At 44.3% G+C, this 16,343-nt stretch carries 11 protein-coding genes; 7 read left to right on the plus strand and 4 right to left on the minus strand.

Annotated elements, in window-relative coordinates:
• The gene (locus tag ABHV44_RS11410; protein WP_459074823.1) at positions 1 to 867 is read left to right on the plus strand and encodes a DUF5694 domain-containing protein; all 867 of its coding nucleotides are present in this window, start codon (positions 1 to 3) and stop codon (positions 865 to 867) included.
• Here ABHV44_RS11410 and ABHV44_RS11415 read toward each other — a convergent pair whose 3' ends face one another.
• The gene (locus tag ABHV44_RS11415) at positions 868 to 2,514 is read right to left on the minus strand and encodes an ABC transporter substrate-binding protein (RefSeq protein WP_459074824.1); all 1,647 of its coding nucleotides are present in this window, start codon (positions 2,512 to 2,514) and stop codon (positions 868 to 870) included.
• A 67-nt stretch (positions 2,515 to 2,581) separates the two neighbouring features.
• Entirely contained in the window at positions 2,582 to 3,007 is a 426-nt protein-coding gene (locus tag ABHV44_RS11420; protein WP_459074825.1) for a toxin-antitoxin system YwqK family antitoxin, read from the minus strand.
• A 99-nt stretch (positions 3,008 to 3,106) separates the two neighbouring features.
• On the opposite strand from ABHV44_RS11420, the gene ABHV44_RS11425 reads away from it, so the two are divergent.
• Both ABHV44_RS11425 and ABHV44_RS11430 read left to right on the plus strand, forming a co-directional pair.
• A complete protein-coding gene (locus ABHV44_RS11425; protein ID WP_459074826.1) occupies positions 3,107 to 5,521 on the plus strand; it encodes a TonB-dependent receptor in 2,415 nt (804 codons plus the stop codon).
• Between the two features lie 70 nt (positions 5,522 to 5,591).
• Positions 5,592 to 7,511, plus strand: a complete 1,920-nt coding sequence (locus ABHV44_RS11430; RefSeq protein ID WP_459074827.1) for an ABC transporter ATP-binding protein — start codon at positions 5,592 to 5,594, stop codon at positions 7,509 to 7,511.
• Here ABHV44_RS11430 and ABHV44_RS11435 read toward each other — a convergent pair whose 3' ends face one another.
• A complete protein-coding gene (locus ABHV44_RS11435) occupies positions 7,512 to 9,335 on the minus strand; it encodes a choice-of-anchor B family protein (RefSeq protein WP_459074828.1) in 1,824 nt (607 codons plus the stop codon).
• A 149-nt stretch (positions 9,336 to 9,484) separates the two neighbouring features.
• Here ABHV44_RS11435 and ABHV44_RS11440 point away from each other — a divergent pair, with 149 nt between their 5' ends.
• Both ABHV44_RS11440 and ABHV44_RS11445 read left to right on the plus strand, forming a co-directional pair.
• Complete coding sequence (locus ABHV44_RS11440; RefSeq protein WP_459074829.1) at positions 9,485 to 9,859, plus strand: hypothetical protein; 375 nt, start codon at positions 9,485 to 9,487, stop codon at positions 9,857 to 9,859.
• A 76-nt stretch (positions 9,860 to 9,935) separates the two neighbouring features.
• A complete protein-coding gene (locus tag ABHV44_RS11445) occupies positions 9,936 to 10,970 on the plus strand; it encodes a TQO small subunit DoxD (protein ID WP_459074830.1) in 1,035 nt (344 codons plus the stop codon).
• Positions 10,971 to 11,028: 58 nt separating this feature from the next.
• Here ABHV44_RS11445 and ABHV44_RS11450 read toward each other — a convergent pair whose 3' ends face one another.
• Complete coding sequence (locus tag ABHV44_RS11450) at positions 11,029 to 11,583, minus strand: hypothetical protein (protein WP_459074831.1); 555 nt, start codon at positions 11,581 to 11,583, stop codon at positions 11,029 to 11,031.
• A gap of 49 nt (positions 11,584 to 11,632) precedes the next feature.
• Here ABHV44_RS11450 and ABHV44_RS11455 point away from each other — a divergent pair, with 49 nt between their 5' ends.
• The gene (locus tag ABHV44_RS11455; RefSeq protein WP_459074832.1) at positions 11,633 to 12,601 is read left to right on the plus strand and encodes a TIGR01777 family oxidoreductase; all 969 of its coding nucleotides are present in this window, start codon (positions 11,633 to 11,635) and stop codon (positions 12,599 to 12,601) included.
• A gap of 108 nt (positions 12,602 to 12,709) precedes the next feature.
• On the plus strand, positions 12,710 to 16,264 hold the full coding sequence (locus ABHV44_RS11460; protein WP_459074833.1) for a DUF4397 domain-containing protein: 3,555 nt from the start codon (positions 12,710 to 12,712) through the stop codon (positions 16,262 to 16,264).
• The last annotated feature ends 79 nt before the right edge of the window (positions 16,265 to 16,343 follow it).

A 16,343-nucleotide genomic window follows, 5' to 3' on the forward strand; every position in this document is an offset into this window, starting at 1 on the left:
ATGAAAAGTGTGTATCGAGCAATTTTGGTTTCTCTCGTTGGGCTCTTCGTAGTAGGCATCACCTACTATTTGATTAGTGCGGAGAACCTTGATTTGAATCAAACCCATGAGTTTTTGACCTATGACGGAATTCCCAAATCTGAAGTGTTAGTTGTGGGTACTTATCACTTCGACTCAGAGATGGAAACGGATGAGTTAAGCTCTGAATCGCAGCAGGAAATAGAAAGATTGCTTGATGCACTTGGTGCGTTTCAGCCAACTAAAATATTTATTGAAGTTGAGCCTGAGGCCACGGTAACTTTCAATCAGCGGTATCGTGATTATCTGAGGAGTGAATTTGAGATAAAGAGTCGACCAAACGAAATCTATCAGTTAGGTTTTAGATTGGCCAGGAATATGGGACATGACTCAATCTTTTTATTCGACAACCAAACTGAATTTATTGGATCGCTTGAAAACTTCTCCTTCTCATCCTTTTTTCATTATGCCGATAGTTTGGATGCAGGGTACTACGACCGACACCTGGAAAAAATAAAGAGAACATGGTCTCACAATGACAGCACACTAAAAAGTCTGCCGCTTTATGACCGAATTCGCTTGATGAATTCTAGTGAGTTGTGCTCTACAAATGCCCAAAGAATGCATATGCTTGAACTGAGGGTTGGAATAGGTGAAAGCTGGGTAGGAGCCGACTGGTTAGCGAGATTTTATCAAAGGAATATTCGCATGATGGGAAATGTTTTGAAATCATCTACAACTGAAGACAGAATTATAATAATTGTTGGGGCGAATCATAAATGGATTCTAGATCAATTATTTGAGAATACCCCAGATTTCAAGGTCATGGACATTCAGAAATATCTTTAACTATTTCCTCACCCTTTTCAAGTCTAATAAATTGATCGAGTTGGTCTCAAGGTCTTTTACCTCTTTTCTCACAAAATGAGACACCTGGTCGTAAAAAAGAGGAATCACTGGAGCTTCCGACATCACGAGTGAATCCATGGTGGTGTAGTAGCTCTCTCTCAATTTTTCATCGGTGATCGATTGGGATATTTCGTAGAGTGAATCAAATCTGGAGCTAGAGAAATGCGTGTAATTCGGCCCTTCCGGGCAAAAGTTTTCGCTGTAGAAAAGACTTAAAAAATTCTCCGCATCGGGATAGTCTGCGAGCCATGATTTCCGGAATAAGAGCAACTTTGACTTTGCCACAAACTCGCGGTGAGTCGAAGTAGGTAGCACATCAATTTTTGCCTTCACTCCTACCAACGACCACTGGTGCTGAATAAATTCGCAGAGGTCCACGTAGTCGCTCGTTGTGGCTATAGAAATTGTTTCCAAACCACGGCCGTTGGGAAATCCAGCTTCGTTCAGAAGCTGTTTTGCTTTTTCGGGATTATGATCGAAACCATAACTGACTTCTCCCTCAAACGACTGTAAACCCCGTGGAATAAAACCGGCATTGGCAGGATATACAGAGTTGTTTCTGAGAAAACGCACCATCTCTTTTCGGTCTATTGCATAGTTGAGTGCTTGTCGAACCCGAACATCTTTCAAACCACTTTCACTAGACAACTTCAGGCTGTCGTCCACCAGAATGCCCAGATAGTCAGTTTTTAGAAAAGGTGTTTTCTGAAAACGGAGCACATCTTCAAAAGCTGGGTTCAAATTTCCCATCGGATCGAGCAGTTCGTCTTTGTAGGCCGGATGAAGTCCAGACATGAAGTCGTATTTTCCCTGGAGTAAATTGAGGTAGGCGACTGATTTATCCTTCACAAAATCCACCTTCACCGCATCGAGGTATGGCAGGGCTTCACCACTTTCATCTTTTTGCCAAAAGCTCTCATTCTTGTGCAAAACCAAAGAGACATTTTCAATCCAAAAAGCAAACCTGAAAGGTCCTGTTCCCACAGGGTGTGATCGAAATTCATCTCCGTACTTTTCAATGGCTTCTCTCGGAATCACTGTACAGTACTGCATCGCCAATATCCCCAAAAATGGTGGGAATGGCTGCTTGAGGTGAATAACCAGCGTTGTGTCATTTGGAGCTTCAAAACCACCGTTCTTTTTTCTGTCAACCTGATCGAAAACCCAAACTCCTGGCGAGCCGGTTTCGGGAGCCAAAAGCCTATTGAAAGAGTAAATGAAATCTTGCGCTACAACTCTCCTACCGACTGAATCGGGAAAGCAGGCATCGTTGTGGAAGTACACGTCATTTCTGAGATGAAAGGTATAGCGAGTGCCAGTACTGTCAATTTCCCAGCTCTTGGCGATGAGCCCTTTTGGCTTCAAAGTGCTGTCGAGTTCGAGCAATCCGTCAAAGACCTGATTGCAACCCCAAATATTTTCGAGATTGTTGGAAAACGCAGGATCGAGCGATGAAATGCCATTGGACTCGTTGTAGCGAAACACTGTCTTTTCGGAATCAACAGGGGAGTTTCCGCACCCGGGGAAAAGTGCTAGCGAAAAAAACAGAATTGAAAGAAGCGATGTGAGTCGGACCAGTAATTTCATGCGGTTCAAAAATAGGAGAATCGCTGATTATGTCCTGAAATCATTCAACAGAAAGCCGATAATTTATTTACTCTAAACCTACTTTGGACAGCCTGAGCAGGATTTTCGCTGACTCGGGATCGTAATACCTTTCCGGAAGCTTTTCACCATCTTCTGTAAAGCGCTTCCAAACTCCGGACTTGTATCCCAGAACAAAGTGTCCTGTCGATTCTATCTGATCGTGCGAATGATAGTATGTGAAATGTCCATTTTCGAACAATTCTCCATCTATCAGGGAATAAACTCCAGTCATTTTTAACTCTCCAGATTTCACGGAAAAAACCTGACATTCGATGTGGGTAGAGGATTTTTTCACAAGTATTCTGCGGTAAACGGCCTCAGAAGAATCTGTAGGTTGCAATACCTCATCTAGGTAAATCTGGTCCATTGGATTTTGCCCATGAGCGCTGATAGAAAGAATAATCACAATTAAAGTCAGGAAGAGAGATTTCATTGAATAAAACAGTTTTCCTGATCTACGGTGGAAAATTGATAAGGTTGGCAAAAACAGATTCATCAAAAAACGGTTGTTATACATTTGGAAGTTGAAAAAATGACATCACGTTTCTTATCCACGTTCACTACTTTTTTGTTTCTCTGCCTGGCTTTCCTTGCCAGCGGTCAAGAGCGTTTTACTCTCAGTGGCTACGTGAAAGATGAAGCGTCAGGTGAGTCAATTATCGGTGTCAACATCATTGCCGAAGGTCCACAAGTGGGTACAGCTACGAATGAGTATGGCTTTTACTCACTGAGTCTGCCTCGTGGGGAGTATGCTATCCGTGTCTCTTTTATCGGTTATCAAAATGTGAGAGACACGATTAATCTCGTGGACGATATCACCCGAAACTTCGAATTGAAACTGAGCTCGATTGAAACGGAGGCTGCAGAAGTTGTAGCCGACCGAAACAAGAACGTGGACGATGCTCAAATGGGAACGGTCAACCTGGAGGTGGATAAAATAAAAACGTTGCCGGCTCTGCTCGGTGAGGTCGATATCCTGAAAACCATTCAATACCTGCCGGGAGTTCAGTCCGGTGGTGAAGGGAACACAGGGTTTTACGTTCGCGGTGGTGGCCCGGATCAAAACCTTATTCTGATTGATGGAGCGGTAGTTTACAATGCATCTCACCTGCTCGGTTTTTTTAGTGTTTTCAATGCGGATGCGATAAAAGACATCGAGCTGATAAAAGGTGGTATGCCTGCCGAATACGGTGGGCGACTGGCTTCAGTTTTGAACATTACGCAAAAAGATGGAAATGCCAGAGAGCATCAGTTTGATGGAGGAATTGGATTGATTTCTTCTCGTTTCACAGCTCAGGGGCCGATTAAAGAGGACACGGCCTCTTACCTCATTTCCGCCAGGAGAACCTACATTGATGTGCTGGCTCGGCCGTTTATCAATCCTGAAAGCGAGTTTGCCGGAAGCAGTTACTATTTCTACGACCTCAATGCAAAATTCAATTACAAGTTTTCTGATAAAGATCAGCTCTTCCTGAGCGGATATCTTGGAAGAGACATCTTCAACTTCGCGAGCAATCGCTCTGGATTTTCTGTTGACATTCCCTGGGGCAACACAATTGGTTCACTTCGGTGGAATCACCTCTTTAGCGATAAACTCTTTTTGAATACTACGCTCTCTGTGAGCAACTACAACTTCGGTTTGGAAGGAGGACAGGAACAATTGAGTTTTGAGCTTTTCTCTGGAGTACGCGATTACACGGCACAGACGCAGATCAACTTTTTGCCAAACCCACGGCATACCATCAAAGCCGGAATCGATTACACTTACCACAAGTTCACTCCCTACAACGTGACTGCTTCTTCCGAAGATGTTACTTTTAATACCGGTAGCGATCAGGAAATATTTGCTCACGAGGCTGCTGTATACGTTCAGGACGAGTTCGCCATTACTGACAAACTGCTTGTGAATGCAGGACTTCGCTATTCCTGGTTTGGACTCGTTGGACCGTTCACTCGATTCATAAACGATGAGGCCGGTGACAACTTTGGCGCTCCTACTCCACCGGAAGCAATTGTCTACGAAACTGGTGAAATCGTGGAAGATTACGGAGGCCTGGAACCGAGAATTACAGCAAGATGGAAAGTTCACAAAAATGCATCTATCAAAGCTTCGTTCACTCAAAACTTTCAATACATCCACCTTGCTTCGCTTTCTCCAACGGGACTTCCAACAGACCTCTGGGTGCCAAGCACCGACAAATTATTGCCCCAAAAAGGCAGGCAGTACGCACTCGGATATTTCAGAAATTTCAAAGAAGACCGCTACGAAGCTTCAGTGGAAATCTACTACAAAGACATGCAAAACCTGGTGGAATATCAGGCCGGAACCAGACCTGAAAACACATTAAACACTAATATTGACGATCCTCTTCTGTCGGGTGATGGTTACTCTTACGGTGCGGAGTTTTTTGTAAAAAAATCTCGTGGAGATCTCAATGGATGGATTGGCTACACCTGGTCCAAAACCAATCGCACGTTCGAACTAATTGACAATGGAGCTGAGTTTCCGGCTCGCTTCGACCGAAGACACGACCTCTCCGTTGTGGTGAATTATCAACTCAACCCGATGTGGACTTTCGGCACTACTTTCGTTTACGCCACAGGAAATGCCATTACGCTGCCGGTAGAGCGCTACATCGTAGAAGGACAAATTGTGAATGAGTACGGAAAGCGAAACGGCTACAGAATGCCGCCTTACCACAGACTCGATTTGTCAGCTACGTGGTATCCGTCAAACAGACCAAATGCCAAAGAGCGATCTATTGGCAGCCGGCCATTTGAGTCGAGCTGGACGTTTAGCGTGTTCAATGTTTACAATCGTCAAAATCCTTACTTCATTTATTTTGGCAATGAAGGCGATCTTTCTGCCGGAACTCTTGACATCACTGCCTATCAGGTTTCGCTGTTTCCGATTTTACCATCCGTCACCTGGAATTTCAGTTTTTAATTAGGCAATTCATGGTGGCAACATATCTTTGCATTCTCGGTTTTAGTTTACCGACATCTCAATCGACCCAATGAAAGCACTTCAGCATCTCAATAAATATTTCTGGAAGTACAAATGGAGATTCCTCCTGGGGATCTTTTTTATTGTGCTCACCAACATTTTTGCGGTTTACTCTCCTCAGGTGATCAACGAAGGTGTTGAGTTTCTGCGAGAGTCGGATAGCCAGGTCTTTAGCACCGTACAGGAAAAAGATCGAAAAAACCCTGATTTCAACAAGGACGATTATTTCGATAACAAAACGCTGGATATCCCTACCAGTCTCGAGTACATCGCTAAATACACTGGACTTCAGGTAGACGAAGCCAAAAACATTAACACCTTTGACCAGTACCTCAAAGCCATTTCGGCTGTGGCTGTGCTGCTCGGGCTACTCTACCTGGTCGTCTTTTTGATCAAGGGAATTTTTCTCTTCTTCACCCGTCAGACCATCATTGTGATGAGTCGACTGATTGAGTACGACCTTAAAAACGAAATTTTTGATCAGTACCAACGACTCAACCTTTCTTTTTACAAAAGGAATAACACAGGTGATTTGATGAATCGCATCAGCGAGGATGTGAGCAAGGTGCGAATGTATTTGGGGCCGGCTATTATGTACACACTCAACCTTTTGGTGATGGTTGTTTTGATGGTGAGCGTGATGATCACTATCGATGTGGAATTGACGCTTTACGCATTGGCACCACTTCCTTTTATGTCGGTTGCAGTTTACTATGTCAGTAGAACCATCAATAGAAAAAGCGAAAGAGTACAGCGACAACAATCGCGGCTGAGCACCCTCGTTCAAGAGAATATTTCAGGAGTTCGGGTTCTGAAAGCTTACAACCGAGAGAAATATTCGAAAGATTATTTTCAGGCAGAATGCGATGATTACAAAGAGAAAACCCTGGACCAGGTAAAAGTCGATGCACTTTTTATGCCCATCATTGTGATGCTCGTGGGATTGAGCACTGTGTTAACCATCTACGTTGGTGGAATGAAAGTGATCAACGGAACACTTGAAGTGGAGAGAATTTTCCAGTTTGTGTTTTATGTAAACATGCTCACATGGCCCTTTGCGTCAGTGGGTTGGGTAACCTCTCTTGTTCAAAGAGCGGAAGCCTCTCAGGAGCGCATCAACGAATTTCTGAGAACGGAACCTGAAATAAAAAATGAAGTACAGCAACCGGAAGAAATCAAAGGGAAAATCGAATTCCGGAATGTTTCATTTGTTTATCCAGACTCGGGAATAAAAGCCCTTAAAGAGATGAGCTTTATTATCAAACCGGGCGAAACCGTTGGAATCATCGGAAGAACAGGAAGTGGAAAATCTACTCTCTCAGCTTTGATCGGCCGACAGTTTGACGCTACAGAAGGCACAGTCCTTATCGATGATAAGCCTATTGATCAAACTAATCTTTACTCGCTTAGGTCGTCCATCGGTTACGTCCCTCAAGAGGTATTCCTCTTCTCCGACACCATTTACAACAACATCCAGTTTGGCGTAGACAACGCTGGGCGAGAAAAAGTGGAGCAAGCAGCCAAAGATGCTGATGTACACGAAAATATTATGCAGTTCCCTAAGCAGTACAGCACATTGCTGGGAGAACGTGGATTAAATGTTTCGGGAGGGCAGAAACAACGGATTTCCATTGCAAGAGCGATCATTAAAGACCCAAAGATTTTGATTTTTGACGATTGCCTTTCGGCAGTTGACACTGAAACAGAGGAAAAAATTCTCGGCAGCCTGAGACGTATTATGCAAGACAAAACCACCTTGTTAATTAGTCATCGTGTGAGCACTTTGAAGTCAGCAGATAAAATCCTGGTGATGGATGACGGTCACATTGTTGAACAAGGCACGCACGAGTCGCTCATCGAACAGGGCGGACTCTATGCGGAGTTGAATGAAAAACAACTATTGGAGCAACAACAGGAAGTGGAGAATTGATTATTGCGCGCAGTTTTCTCCGAAGAAAGAAAGCATAATCAGGATGTCACTGGTGCTCACTTGTCCGTTACTGTCGAGGTCGGCAATACAATCGCCTTCGCAGCCGATATCACCCAAAAGTATCAATACATCCGCTGAGTTGATGAGCAAATTTCCGTCAAGATCCGCCACGCAAAAAATGAGTTCATCGCCAGTTATCGATCCGTCACAGTTGTTGTCGATGTTTTGTTGTGTCCCAGGTGCATCCGGAAAAACCAGGTCGTTGTTGTCATTGCAGTCACCAGCGATATCCACAAATCCGGATGGCTGTTGACAAGCCTCTACTGAGGACTGCTCCGAGCCAAAACCATCGCCATCAAGGTCTTCATAAAATGTGCTGAAGTCATCGGTAATCACAATTAGTGAGTCGGTAAAACTGAAAAACTCTCCCTGTCCTTCAATTTGAATCGTCACCGTTTCACCTGCCGGGAAATTGCTTAAAGTGAAATTGAAAGTCGCAGGAGCTGAGAGGTCTTGTTCGGCAAATTCGACTGACGCTCCATCCGGTAAATTGGATGCACTTAGTTGAATTGGTCCGGCAAAGCCATCTTTCAAAGTCCCCGAAAGCGTCACCTCATCTAAAGCGCAAAATTGAACGGTGTCGTCTTCGAGCTCTAGCAATTCTGGTTTCAATAGAAACAGACCTTCACCGATATGCGTTACAGCTACCACTCCACTCTCGAAGTACGGATAGTTACTCCAGCTCCCCTGAAAACCAGGGTTGTCATTGGCTGGATAGACATCGAAAAAAGCCACTTCTGAAAGGTTTCCATTTGCCACGTCATCAAGATCCATTACTCTGAGTCCTGCACGGTAATTCGATTGGAAAAGAAGGTTTCCGTTGACGTACTGGTTGTGATCGATGGCCGGTGTTTCAGCCAGGTGCTCGCCTATCAAAACGGGATTGTCGAGATCTTCGCAATCCCAAATCAACGTTCTGGTGTTGTTGCCCAACTGAATTTCATCGAGCTCGTCACCCAACAAAAAGTATCGGTGATCTTCGGTAAGCCAACCCTGATGCGCGTAGGCGCTTCCCTCGTATTCAGTTCGCGAAAGTTGCTGGCAATCCGTCTTATCCTCACAATCCACAATTGTAAGCGAGTTCTGGTTGCAAGCAAATGCGATTTCTTTGCCCACATGCTCAGCATCCAGCCCATTGTAAGTTACCACATGAGCATCGTGTGTGTAGCCGTCTTGTGAAAAATCTCCAGCGATCACTGGATTTAATGGATCCTGAATGTTGACAATGTGCAAACCACCGGCAAAAGTTCCGGTTCCAACTCCGTAAGCAAAACCAGACTCTGGATTGATCACGATGTTGTGCGCATCGCCAAAACCGCTGTAGTGCGCATCCTCTTCAAAAGTAACTGGTGGATTTTCGACCGAGCTGAGCTGAGTGAGATCAAACACTTGCATACCGTGTCCCCCAGCCTCACTCACCACAAAAGCGTAATTATCATAAACCTTCAAATCTCGCCAGGTAGAGTTGGTTGTGTGCGTTGGCAAATCTCCCAGATAAACGGGATTCAACGGATCCGAAATGTCGATAAATGAAACGCCTGAAGACCTGCACAGCAAAACATACTCAGTTCCATCTGCCGGATCGGTCCAACCCCAAATATCATTCATCGAACCACCGCCAACCTCCGAAGATGGCATCATGGAAAGCATATCTACATTCTCGCAAGGGTAAATGCCGGCAAAGCCATCTTCACATGGAGTTTGCGATATCACGGTTAGCGAAAGAGAAAAGAAAAGAGCCAAAAGTAAAGTTCGTTGGAGCATCCGGATCAGTTTAGATTCTTTCAAAGATAACCATTGTAGAACCAAACCGTTGCATCTCAGGTAGCAATTCACGTCAGTCTCAATTAACAGATCTTAAGTCAAAAGGCTACTTTCATCTTGAAGATTGTCATTCCTTTGCGAACCGAACGATGACAAAACTGGAAAAATATCAAAAGAGCGCTGTAGCCATTCTAACTGTGGGAATGGTTATGTTGGTTCTGCTTTCTTCCTGTGACTTACGCAAATCGTTCACTTCCTATTTCGATCTGCCTTTTGTAAAAGCACTTAATGTCTCCAAAACCACAATCTCTTCCTCCCACTGCGATCTCTCTACACAATCTCAGGACGAAGTAACGGTGCAGAGTCCAAAGACATTTTCCCCCTTTGCAATTCCAGTCGAGAGAGTTTCCAGTCTTTTCTCTCATCTCTCAGTAAAGAATATTCCGCTGTTCTCGCCTCCTGATGAGTCGACTCAGCAAATTCCAATCTACATTCTGTTTAAACGATTGAAAGTTTACGCCTAGTCGATTTCCATTCGATTACGTCAGGCTTTTCTGAAGCCTAAAAGCACACTTTTCAAATTTTCAGAAACAGAATTAAATGAACACGTATAAATCTAACGCTGTCCAAAACAGCGAATTCAACACTGCCGGAGTGATTACTCTGGCCATCCGACTCGTTGTGGGTTGGACCTATTTTTCAGCACTTTGGCGCAGGCTGGTTTTAGCCGACAAACTCGATCCGGAATCTGCCGGCTACATCGGTGAAAAGTTCAATCATTTCTTACCCAATGCGTTGGGGATTCAGCCAATTATTGAATATCTCGTAACACATCCAGACGTACTCTGGTGGAATATGTTGGTCTTCACCGTAGTCGAAGGAATTGTAGGACTCTTCATCATCTTCGGTCTCTTTACAAGGCTTATGAGCGTTGGTGTATTCGGTCTTGCCATGGGTATTTTACTGGGCTCCGGCTGGATTGGCACTACCTGCCTCGATGAGTGGCAGATCGGAATTCTCGGAATCGCCACAGGTTTTGTTCTCTTCCTCTCTGGAGGTGGTCACTTTTCGGCCGACAACTTGCTAATGAAAAGAAAGCCTAAACTGGCCGACAAGAAATGGTTCAGCTGGGTTGGCTCGGGACGTTTTCCACTTTCTAACCTCAAGCTCAAGAAACTCGCACTTATCGGTTCGCTTTCAATCTTTGCTATGAGCCTTTACACCAACCAACACTTCCATGGTGGGCTTTGGGGTGCACTTCACAACAAGTCCGTGAGTCCAAAAATTGAAATCAATGATGCGGAAGTTATCGATGGCTCACTGAATTTTGAAGTTTACCGAGTTGAGGGAGTTGACGTCTATGGGTCGTTTTTGATAGGAGTGAAACTCGAAGACTCAAAAGGCCAAAAAGTCTTTGAACTTGATGGCGATCAGCTTTCAAAACTCAGTGAACAGCAAATCGAAAACCATTATGTAACCAAGGTTAAAGCGGGCAAGCACAGTCTCATTATTCCTCTTGGTGCTCGAGCGACTATTTCACTTACGGATGATGGTCTCAAAAACGCAGTCGGAAAAGAATATAAATTAACACTAACCGATATCAGTGGAAAAGAATGGACTGCTGACATAAAGTGATCAATTACACTTCATCTAACGGAGAGGGTTGCGGAATTCAGGTTTCGCAACCCTTTTTTCATAAAACATTCACCAGCCTGAAGTAATCTTTCAGAACAATACCAAATCTCTTCTTTCTTTCCTCACCATGAAAAAGTGGTTGGAGCTCACCATCAACAAGAAGAAAAACATCTTGCTCTAATTCTATTGCATTGTAAATACGAATGGCCAAACGAAATTGCTCAACACGTTGCGGAAAGCTTTCGGTGAGCGTGTCGGTCTCATTCTCAGACTTAAAAATGAGTGAATAGCTATCGGACTCAAAGTTTGGCTCGAGCTGGATGTAGGCCAGGTTGTGTCGCCAATTGTTAACGATTAGAGGAACCAGAGTGCGGCTTGATGAATCTACTTCAAAAGATTTCAGTTGGTAGATATCCACATCTTTTGGCGTTCCGGTTCGCAAGTAATAAGAGTTGGATCGAATGTTTCTAAAATAAAGCTCACTGCTTTCAAGCGTTTGCAGCACGGGTTCGGTAGGAAGCTTTTTGCCATCGCTGCCGAGGACGAAGCTCAAGGCGATCATGATCACAAACCAGCCGATGAAAATTCCAAAGAGATTTTTCTGAAACCACATAATTCCCAAACAATACTTGAAGCAGACTTGTTGAAGAACCGAACAAAAAATGAAAGAAATGAAAGTCGTCATCAGCGGAGGAACTGGATTAATTGGCAAGCGCCTCACACGTCATCTTCTGGCTCAAAATCATCAGGTTATTATTTTGTCGAGAAACAAGGGAGGTAACAGTGCCGCTCCTGTTGCTGGTATGACTTATTCTAAATGGAGCCCCTCGGATGGTGAAGTTGACCAAAAGGTGATTGAAAACGCAGATGCCATCGTCAACCTGGCTGGTGACTCCATCAACCAGCGTTGGACGAAATCCAACAAAGAGAGTATTTTAAATAGCCGACTTGACAGCACCCATACCCTGGTTGAAGCTGTGAAAAAGGCAGAAAAGAAACCAGGTATTTTCATTTCAGCTTCTGCTATCGGCTATTATCCCGACAGTGATGAACTAAAGACGGAAGAAGATCCTCCGGGAGAAAACTTCCTCTCTTCTACCTGTGTGGCCTGGGAAAACGCCACCAAGGGATTAGATGATCTGGAAATTAGAAAAGTCATTGTGCGGATTGGGGTAGTCCTGGCCAGAGAAGGTGGTGCACTTGATGCTATAAAAAAGCCAGTGAAATTTGGAGCCGGAGCTCCACTTGGAAGCGGTAAGCAGTACCAGAGTTTTATCCATTTGGATGATCTCTCTCAACTGATTATTCACGCTCTCACTAGCGAAAAAGTTAATGGCGTTTACAATGCCGTAGCCCCTCATGCCACAACCAATAATGAAATGACTGAGCTCATTGCTCAAATGATGAATCGACCGTACTTTCTGCCACGAGTTCCCGCATTCTTTCTAAAGCTAGTGCTCGGAGAAATGGCCGCTGTGGTGCTCACAAGCAATAAAATTTCTTCCAAAAAGATTACAACTACTGGATTCTCATTCACATATCCAGATATTCGGTCGGCTCTCGACCACTTGCTGCATCCTGCTAAAAACAGGCGCAAAGGGAATTTTAAAAACGAAAAACAAACCGCTTGAAGTAAATTTTACTTGAAAACCCATTGTTTAACTATAATATAAAAACATTAAACAATTCTATTCTCAACCGGTTAATCGAATCAGTTAATCATCAAAATCAATTTAATTATGAAAACACTAATTACTTATCTATCAGCTTTAGCCTTTATTTTGGCTTCAACTGTGGCGAGTGCCCAGACAGCCAATGTTCAGGTTATTCACAATTCGCCCGATGACGCTGCATCGATAGTAGATATCTATGTAGACGGTACACTAGCATTTGACGACCTGGCATTTCGCGAAGCAACAGCTTTTACAGAGGTTACTGCCGAAACTGAAATTGAGATCGGTGTTGCACCATCTACAAGCGCAGGTCCTGAAGACATTTTGGCAACTTTTCCAGTAACATTAACTGAAAATGAGAACTACATCGCTATGGCCAGCGGCCTCATTTCTCCACTAGGTTACGATCCACTTCAGGATTTTTCACTTGAAGTTTTCCCAATGGCCAGAACAGAAGCGTCTGACCCGGCTAACACGGATGTGTTGGTTTATCACGGATCTACTGATGCTCCAACTGTAGATGTAGAGGAGTTTGGTGCCGGAGCCGGAACGATTGTAGACGATATTTCTTATGGAGAATATGCAGGCTATTTGGAATTAGCCAATGCTGATTACCTCCTTTCTGTAAACCTCGCTGACGGTACACCTGCAGGACTCTTTTACGAAGCACCTCTCGCAGACCTCGGTCTGGAAGGTGGAGCAGCAGTAGTTTTCGCATCTGGTTTTTTAGATCCCAGTGTAAATAGTGATGGACCCGCTTTTGGATTGTGGGCCGCATTGCCTGATGGAACTACTCTTCCACTACCCGTTTATCAACCGACTGCTAACGTACAGGTGATTCACAATTCTCCTGATGCCATGGCAGCGGTAGTAGACATTTATGTAGATGGAGCGCTTGCTCTTGACGATGTTGCATTTCGCGAAGCATCTGCTTTTACCGAGCTCAATGCAATGACTGAAATTGAAATTGGAGTTGCTCCAGGAACCAGTGCAGGATCAGAAGATATTATTGCGACTTTCCCTTTTACTCTTGAAGACGGAGAAAACTACATCGTTATGGCAACTGGCCTTTTGGATGACACTAGTTACGATCCATTCCAGGCATTTGACCTCGCAGTTTACCCAATGGCCAGAACTGAAGCATCTGACCCGGCAAACACCGATGTATTGGTTTATCACGGATCTACAGATGCGCCAACTGTAGACGTTGAAGAAATTGGCGTTGGTGCCGGTACAATCGTAGATGATATTTCTTACGGTGAGTACAACGGATACCTTGAGCTTGCTAATGATGATTACGTTTTGTCGGTAAATGCTGCTGACGGAACACCACTCGACCTATATTACGAAGCACCTTTGGCAGACCTCGGTCTTGAAGGCGGTGCAGCAGTTGTTTTCGCCAGTGGTTTTGTAGATCCAAGCATGAATAATGATGGTCCTGGTTTTGCTCTTTGGGCAGCACTTCCAGACGGAACTACGCTCGCCTTGCCAGTATTCCAAAACACTGCTAATGTGCAGCTCATTCACAACTCACCAGATCCAAACGCATCTACAGTTGACGTTTACGTTGGTGAAGAGCTTATTGTCAATGACCTTGCTTTCCGCACGGGAACTGAATTTGTAGAACTTCCAGCAGGTGACCTCTCTGTAGGACTTGCCCCGGGAAACAGCTCTAGCTCAGAAGATGTTATTGCTACTTTCGACTACATGCTCGAGGCTGGTGAAAACTACATTGGTATTGCATCTGGATTGCTTGACGGTACAGGCTTCGATGACGCTGAACCATTTGACATCGCAATTTATGAAATGGGCCGTACTGAAGCGTCAGTAGCTGGAAATACAGACCTATTGGTTTATCACGGTGCTCTCGGAGCTCCAACAGTAGACATTTACGAAGATTTTATGCTCGACAATGTTGAGTTGATCAACGATGTATCATACGGAGAGTTTGGAGGGATGCCTGCTGAATATCTGGAGCTAGCAACAGATAACTACGGCATTGACGTGCGTCTCGCAGACGGTACCACTGTAGTTCAGTCTTACAGCGCTCCACTTACCGACCTTTCGCTAGATGGTCAGGCGGGTGTAGTTTATGCTTCAGGGTTTCTGGAACCAGAAAACAATCAGGACGGACCCGCATTTGGACTTTGGGTAACGCTAGCCGATGGTACAACCTACGAGCTGCCTATCCTACAACAAACTGCAAATGTTCAGATAATTCACAATTCACCAGATCCACTGGCTAGTGAGGTAGATATTTACATCAATGGTGATTTGGCTGTAGATGACCTCGCCTTTAGAGATGCAACACCTTTTGTGGAAGTTCCTGCAGGAGAAGAAATCACAGTGGATGTCGCTCCAGGAAACAGTTCGGATGTGAGCGAATCTGTTGGGACATTCTTATTTACCCTTGAAGAAGCATCAAACAACGTGATTGTTGCCACAGGCCTTGTGGACGGAACTGGTTACGAAAATGATGAGCCATTTGCATTGGTCCCTTTCACATCAGCTCTTTTGGAATCTGGAGATCCTAACGAAACTTCAATTCTTGCGTTCCACGGTTCGCCAGATGCTGGTGAGACAGGTGTAAATAACCTCGGAGCTGTGGATATAAATGAAGTAGGAATTGGAGCAGGAAATCTTGTGGATGACCTTCTCTACGGTCAATACACAGCCGGTTACCTCGAGTTGGAAACACGTGACTATTACATTCAAATTTCTGATGATGACGGGGTCACTGAGTTAGACACATACTTTGCTCCACTCGAAACAGCGGGACTAGCAGGTTCAGCGTTAGTTGCGTTCGCATCAGGTTTCGAAGATCCTTCAGTTAACAATGACGGTCCGGCACTTGAGCTGTGGATTGCACTTCCTGATGGAACTACCCTCCCACTTTCTGATCTCGGAGAAACTCCAGTGAATAACATTTGCTCAATGGCAGAGCCTATCGATGTGGAAGATCTCGGAGAATGCGAAGGAAACTATGTTGAGGGTGACCTCACTGCAGCTTGGAACGAAGCAGGAATTGACAACATTCCAGAATGTGAGCTTGAAGGGATTTTACCAAGTGTTTACTATTCATTCAACACAGGTAATTTCAATCAGCTTGTGATTGATATAGAAAGTCTTGTAGGCGCCAACAACGAAGTTGGATTTGAGCTCTATACCGAATGTGGTGAATTGGCCGGACTCGAAACAAACTGTGTTTTCAACGCTTCGGTACAAGGAGAAATCACCATTGACGGTGTACCAACAGATACAGATATGGTGATTAGAATTTTCACCAACCTCGACTTTGGAAGTGATGCAGGAGCATTTGAACTCTGCGTTTCTGGTCAGTTCGTTGACAACATAGACGAGCTAAGCTCAGAAAATCTGATCGAAGTTTATCCAAACCCAAGTAATGGTAATTTCACTATCGACAACGGAAGCGATGCTCAAAAACTCGCTGTTGATTTGGTAGACCTTGAGGGAAGATCTGTTTACAGCAAAGAATTTGAGGTGACGCCACAGAGCCAAACTCAAATTAATTTATCAGATAAACTCTCAACTGGAATCTACATGATGAGAGTTACTCGCGATGACGGCTTCTTCGAGATGGAGAAAATTGTTATCGAATAATTGAAAACTCACACTATCTAACTGACAAGGTAAAAATGGTCTGTGCCAACTGGTGCAGGCCATTTTTATTTTAAATTTT

The organism is Halocola ammonii, from assembly GCF_049334165.1.
Taxonomy (GTDB): Bacteria; Bacteroidota; Bacteroidia; order Flavobacteriales_D; family Sanyastnellaceae; genus JBEGHD01.

Coding starts and splice junctions, on each gene's coding strand:
- ABHV44_RS11410 (WP_459074823.1), top strand. CDS start 1: ATGAAAAGTGTGTATCGAGCAATTTTGGTTTCTCTCGTTGGGCTCTTC.
- ABHV44_RS11415 (WP_459074824.1), bottom strand. CDS start 2,514: ATGAAATTACTGGTCCGACTCACATCGCTTCTTTCAATTCTGTTTTTT.
- ABHV44_RS11420 (WP_459074825.1), bottom strand. CDS start 3,007: ATGAAATCTCTCTTCCTGACTTTAATTGTGATTATTCTTTCTATCAGC.
- ABHV44_RS11425 (WP_459074826.1), top strand. CDS start 3,107: ATGACATCACGTTTCTTATCCACGTTCACTACTTTTTTGTTTCTCTGC.
- ABHV44_RS11430 (WP_459074827.1), top strand. CDS start 5,592: ATGAAAGCACTTCAGCATCTCAATAAATATTTCTGGAAGTACAAATGG.
- ABHV44_RS11435 (WP_459074828.1), bottom strand. CDS start 9,335: ATGCTCCAACGAACTTTACTTTTGGCTCTTTTCTTTTCTCTTTCGCTA.
- ABHV44_RS11440 (WP_459074829.1), top strand. CDS start 9,485: ATGACAAAACTGGAAAAATATCAAAAGAGCGCTGTAGCCATTCTAACT.
- ABHV44_RS11445 (WP_459074830.1), top strand. CDS start 9,936: ATGAACACGTATAAATCTAACGCTGTCCAAAACAGCGAATTCAACACT.
- ABHV44_RS11450 (WP_459074831.1), bottom strand. CDS start 11,583: ATGTGGTTTCAGAAAAATCTCTTTGGAATTTTCATCGGCTGGTTTGTG.
- ABHV44_RS11455 (WP_459074832.1), top strand. CDS start 11,633: ATGAAAGAAATGAAAGTCGTCATCAGCGGAGGAACTGGATTAATTGGC.
- ABHV44_RS11460 (WP_459074833.1), top strand. CDS start 12,710: ATGAAAACACTAATTACTTATCTATCAGCTTTAGCCTTTATTTTGGCT.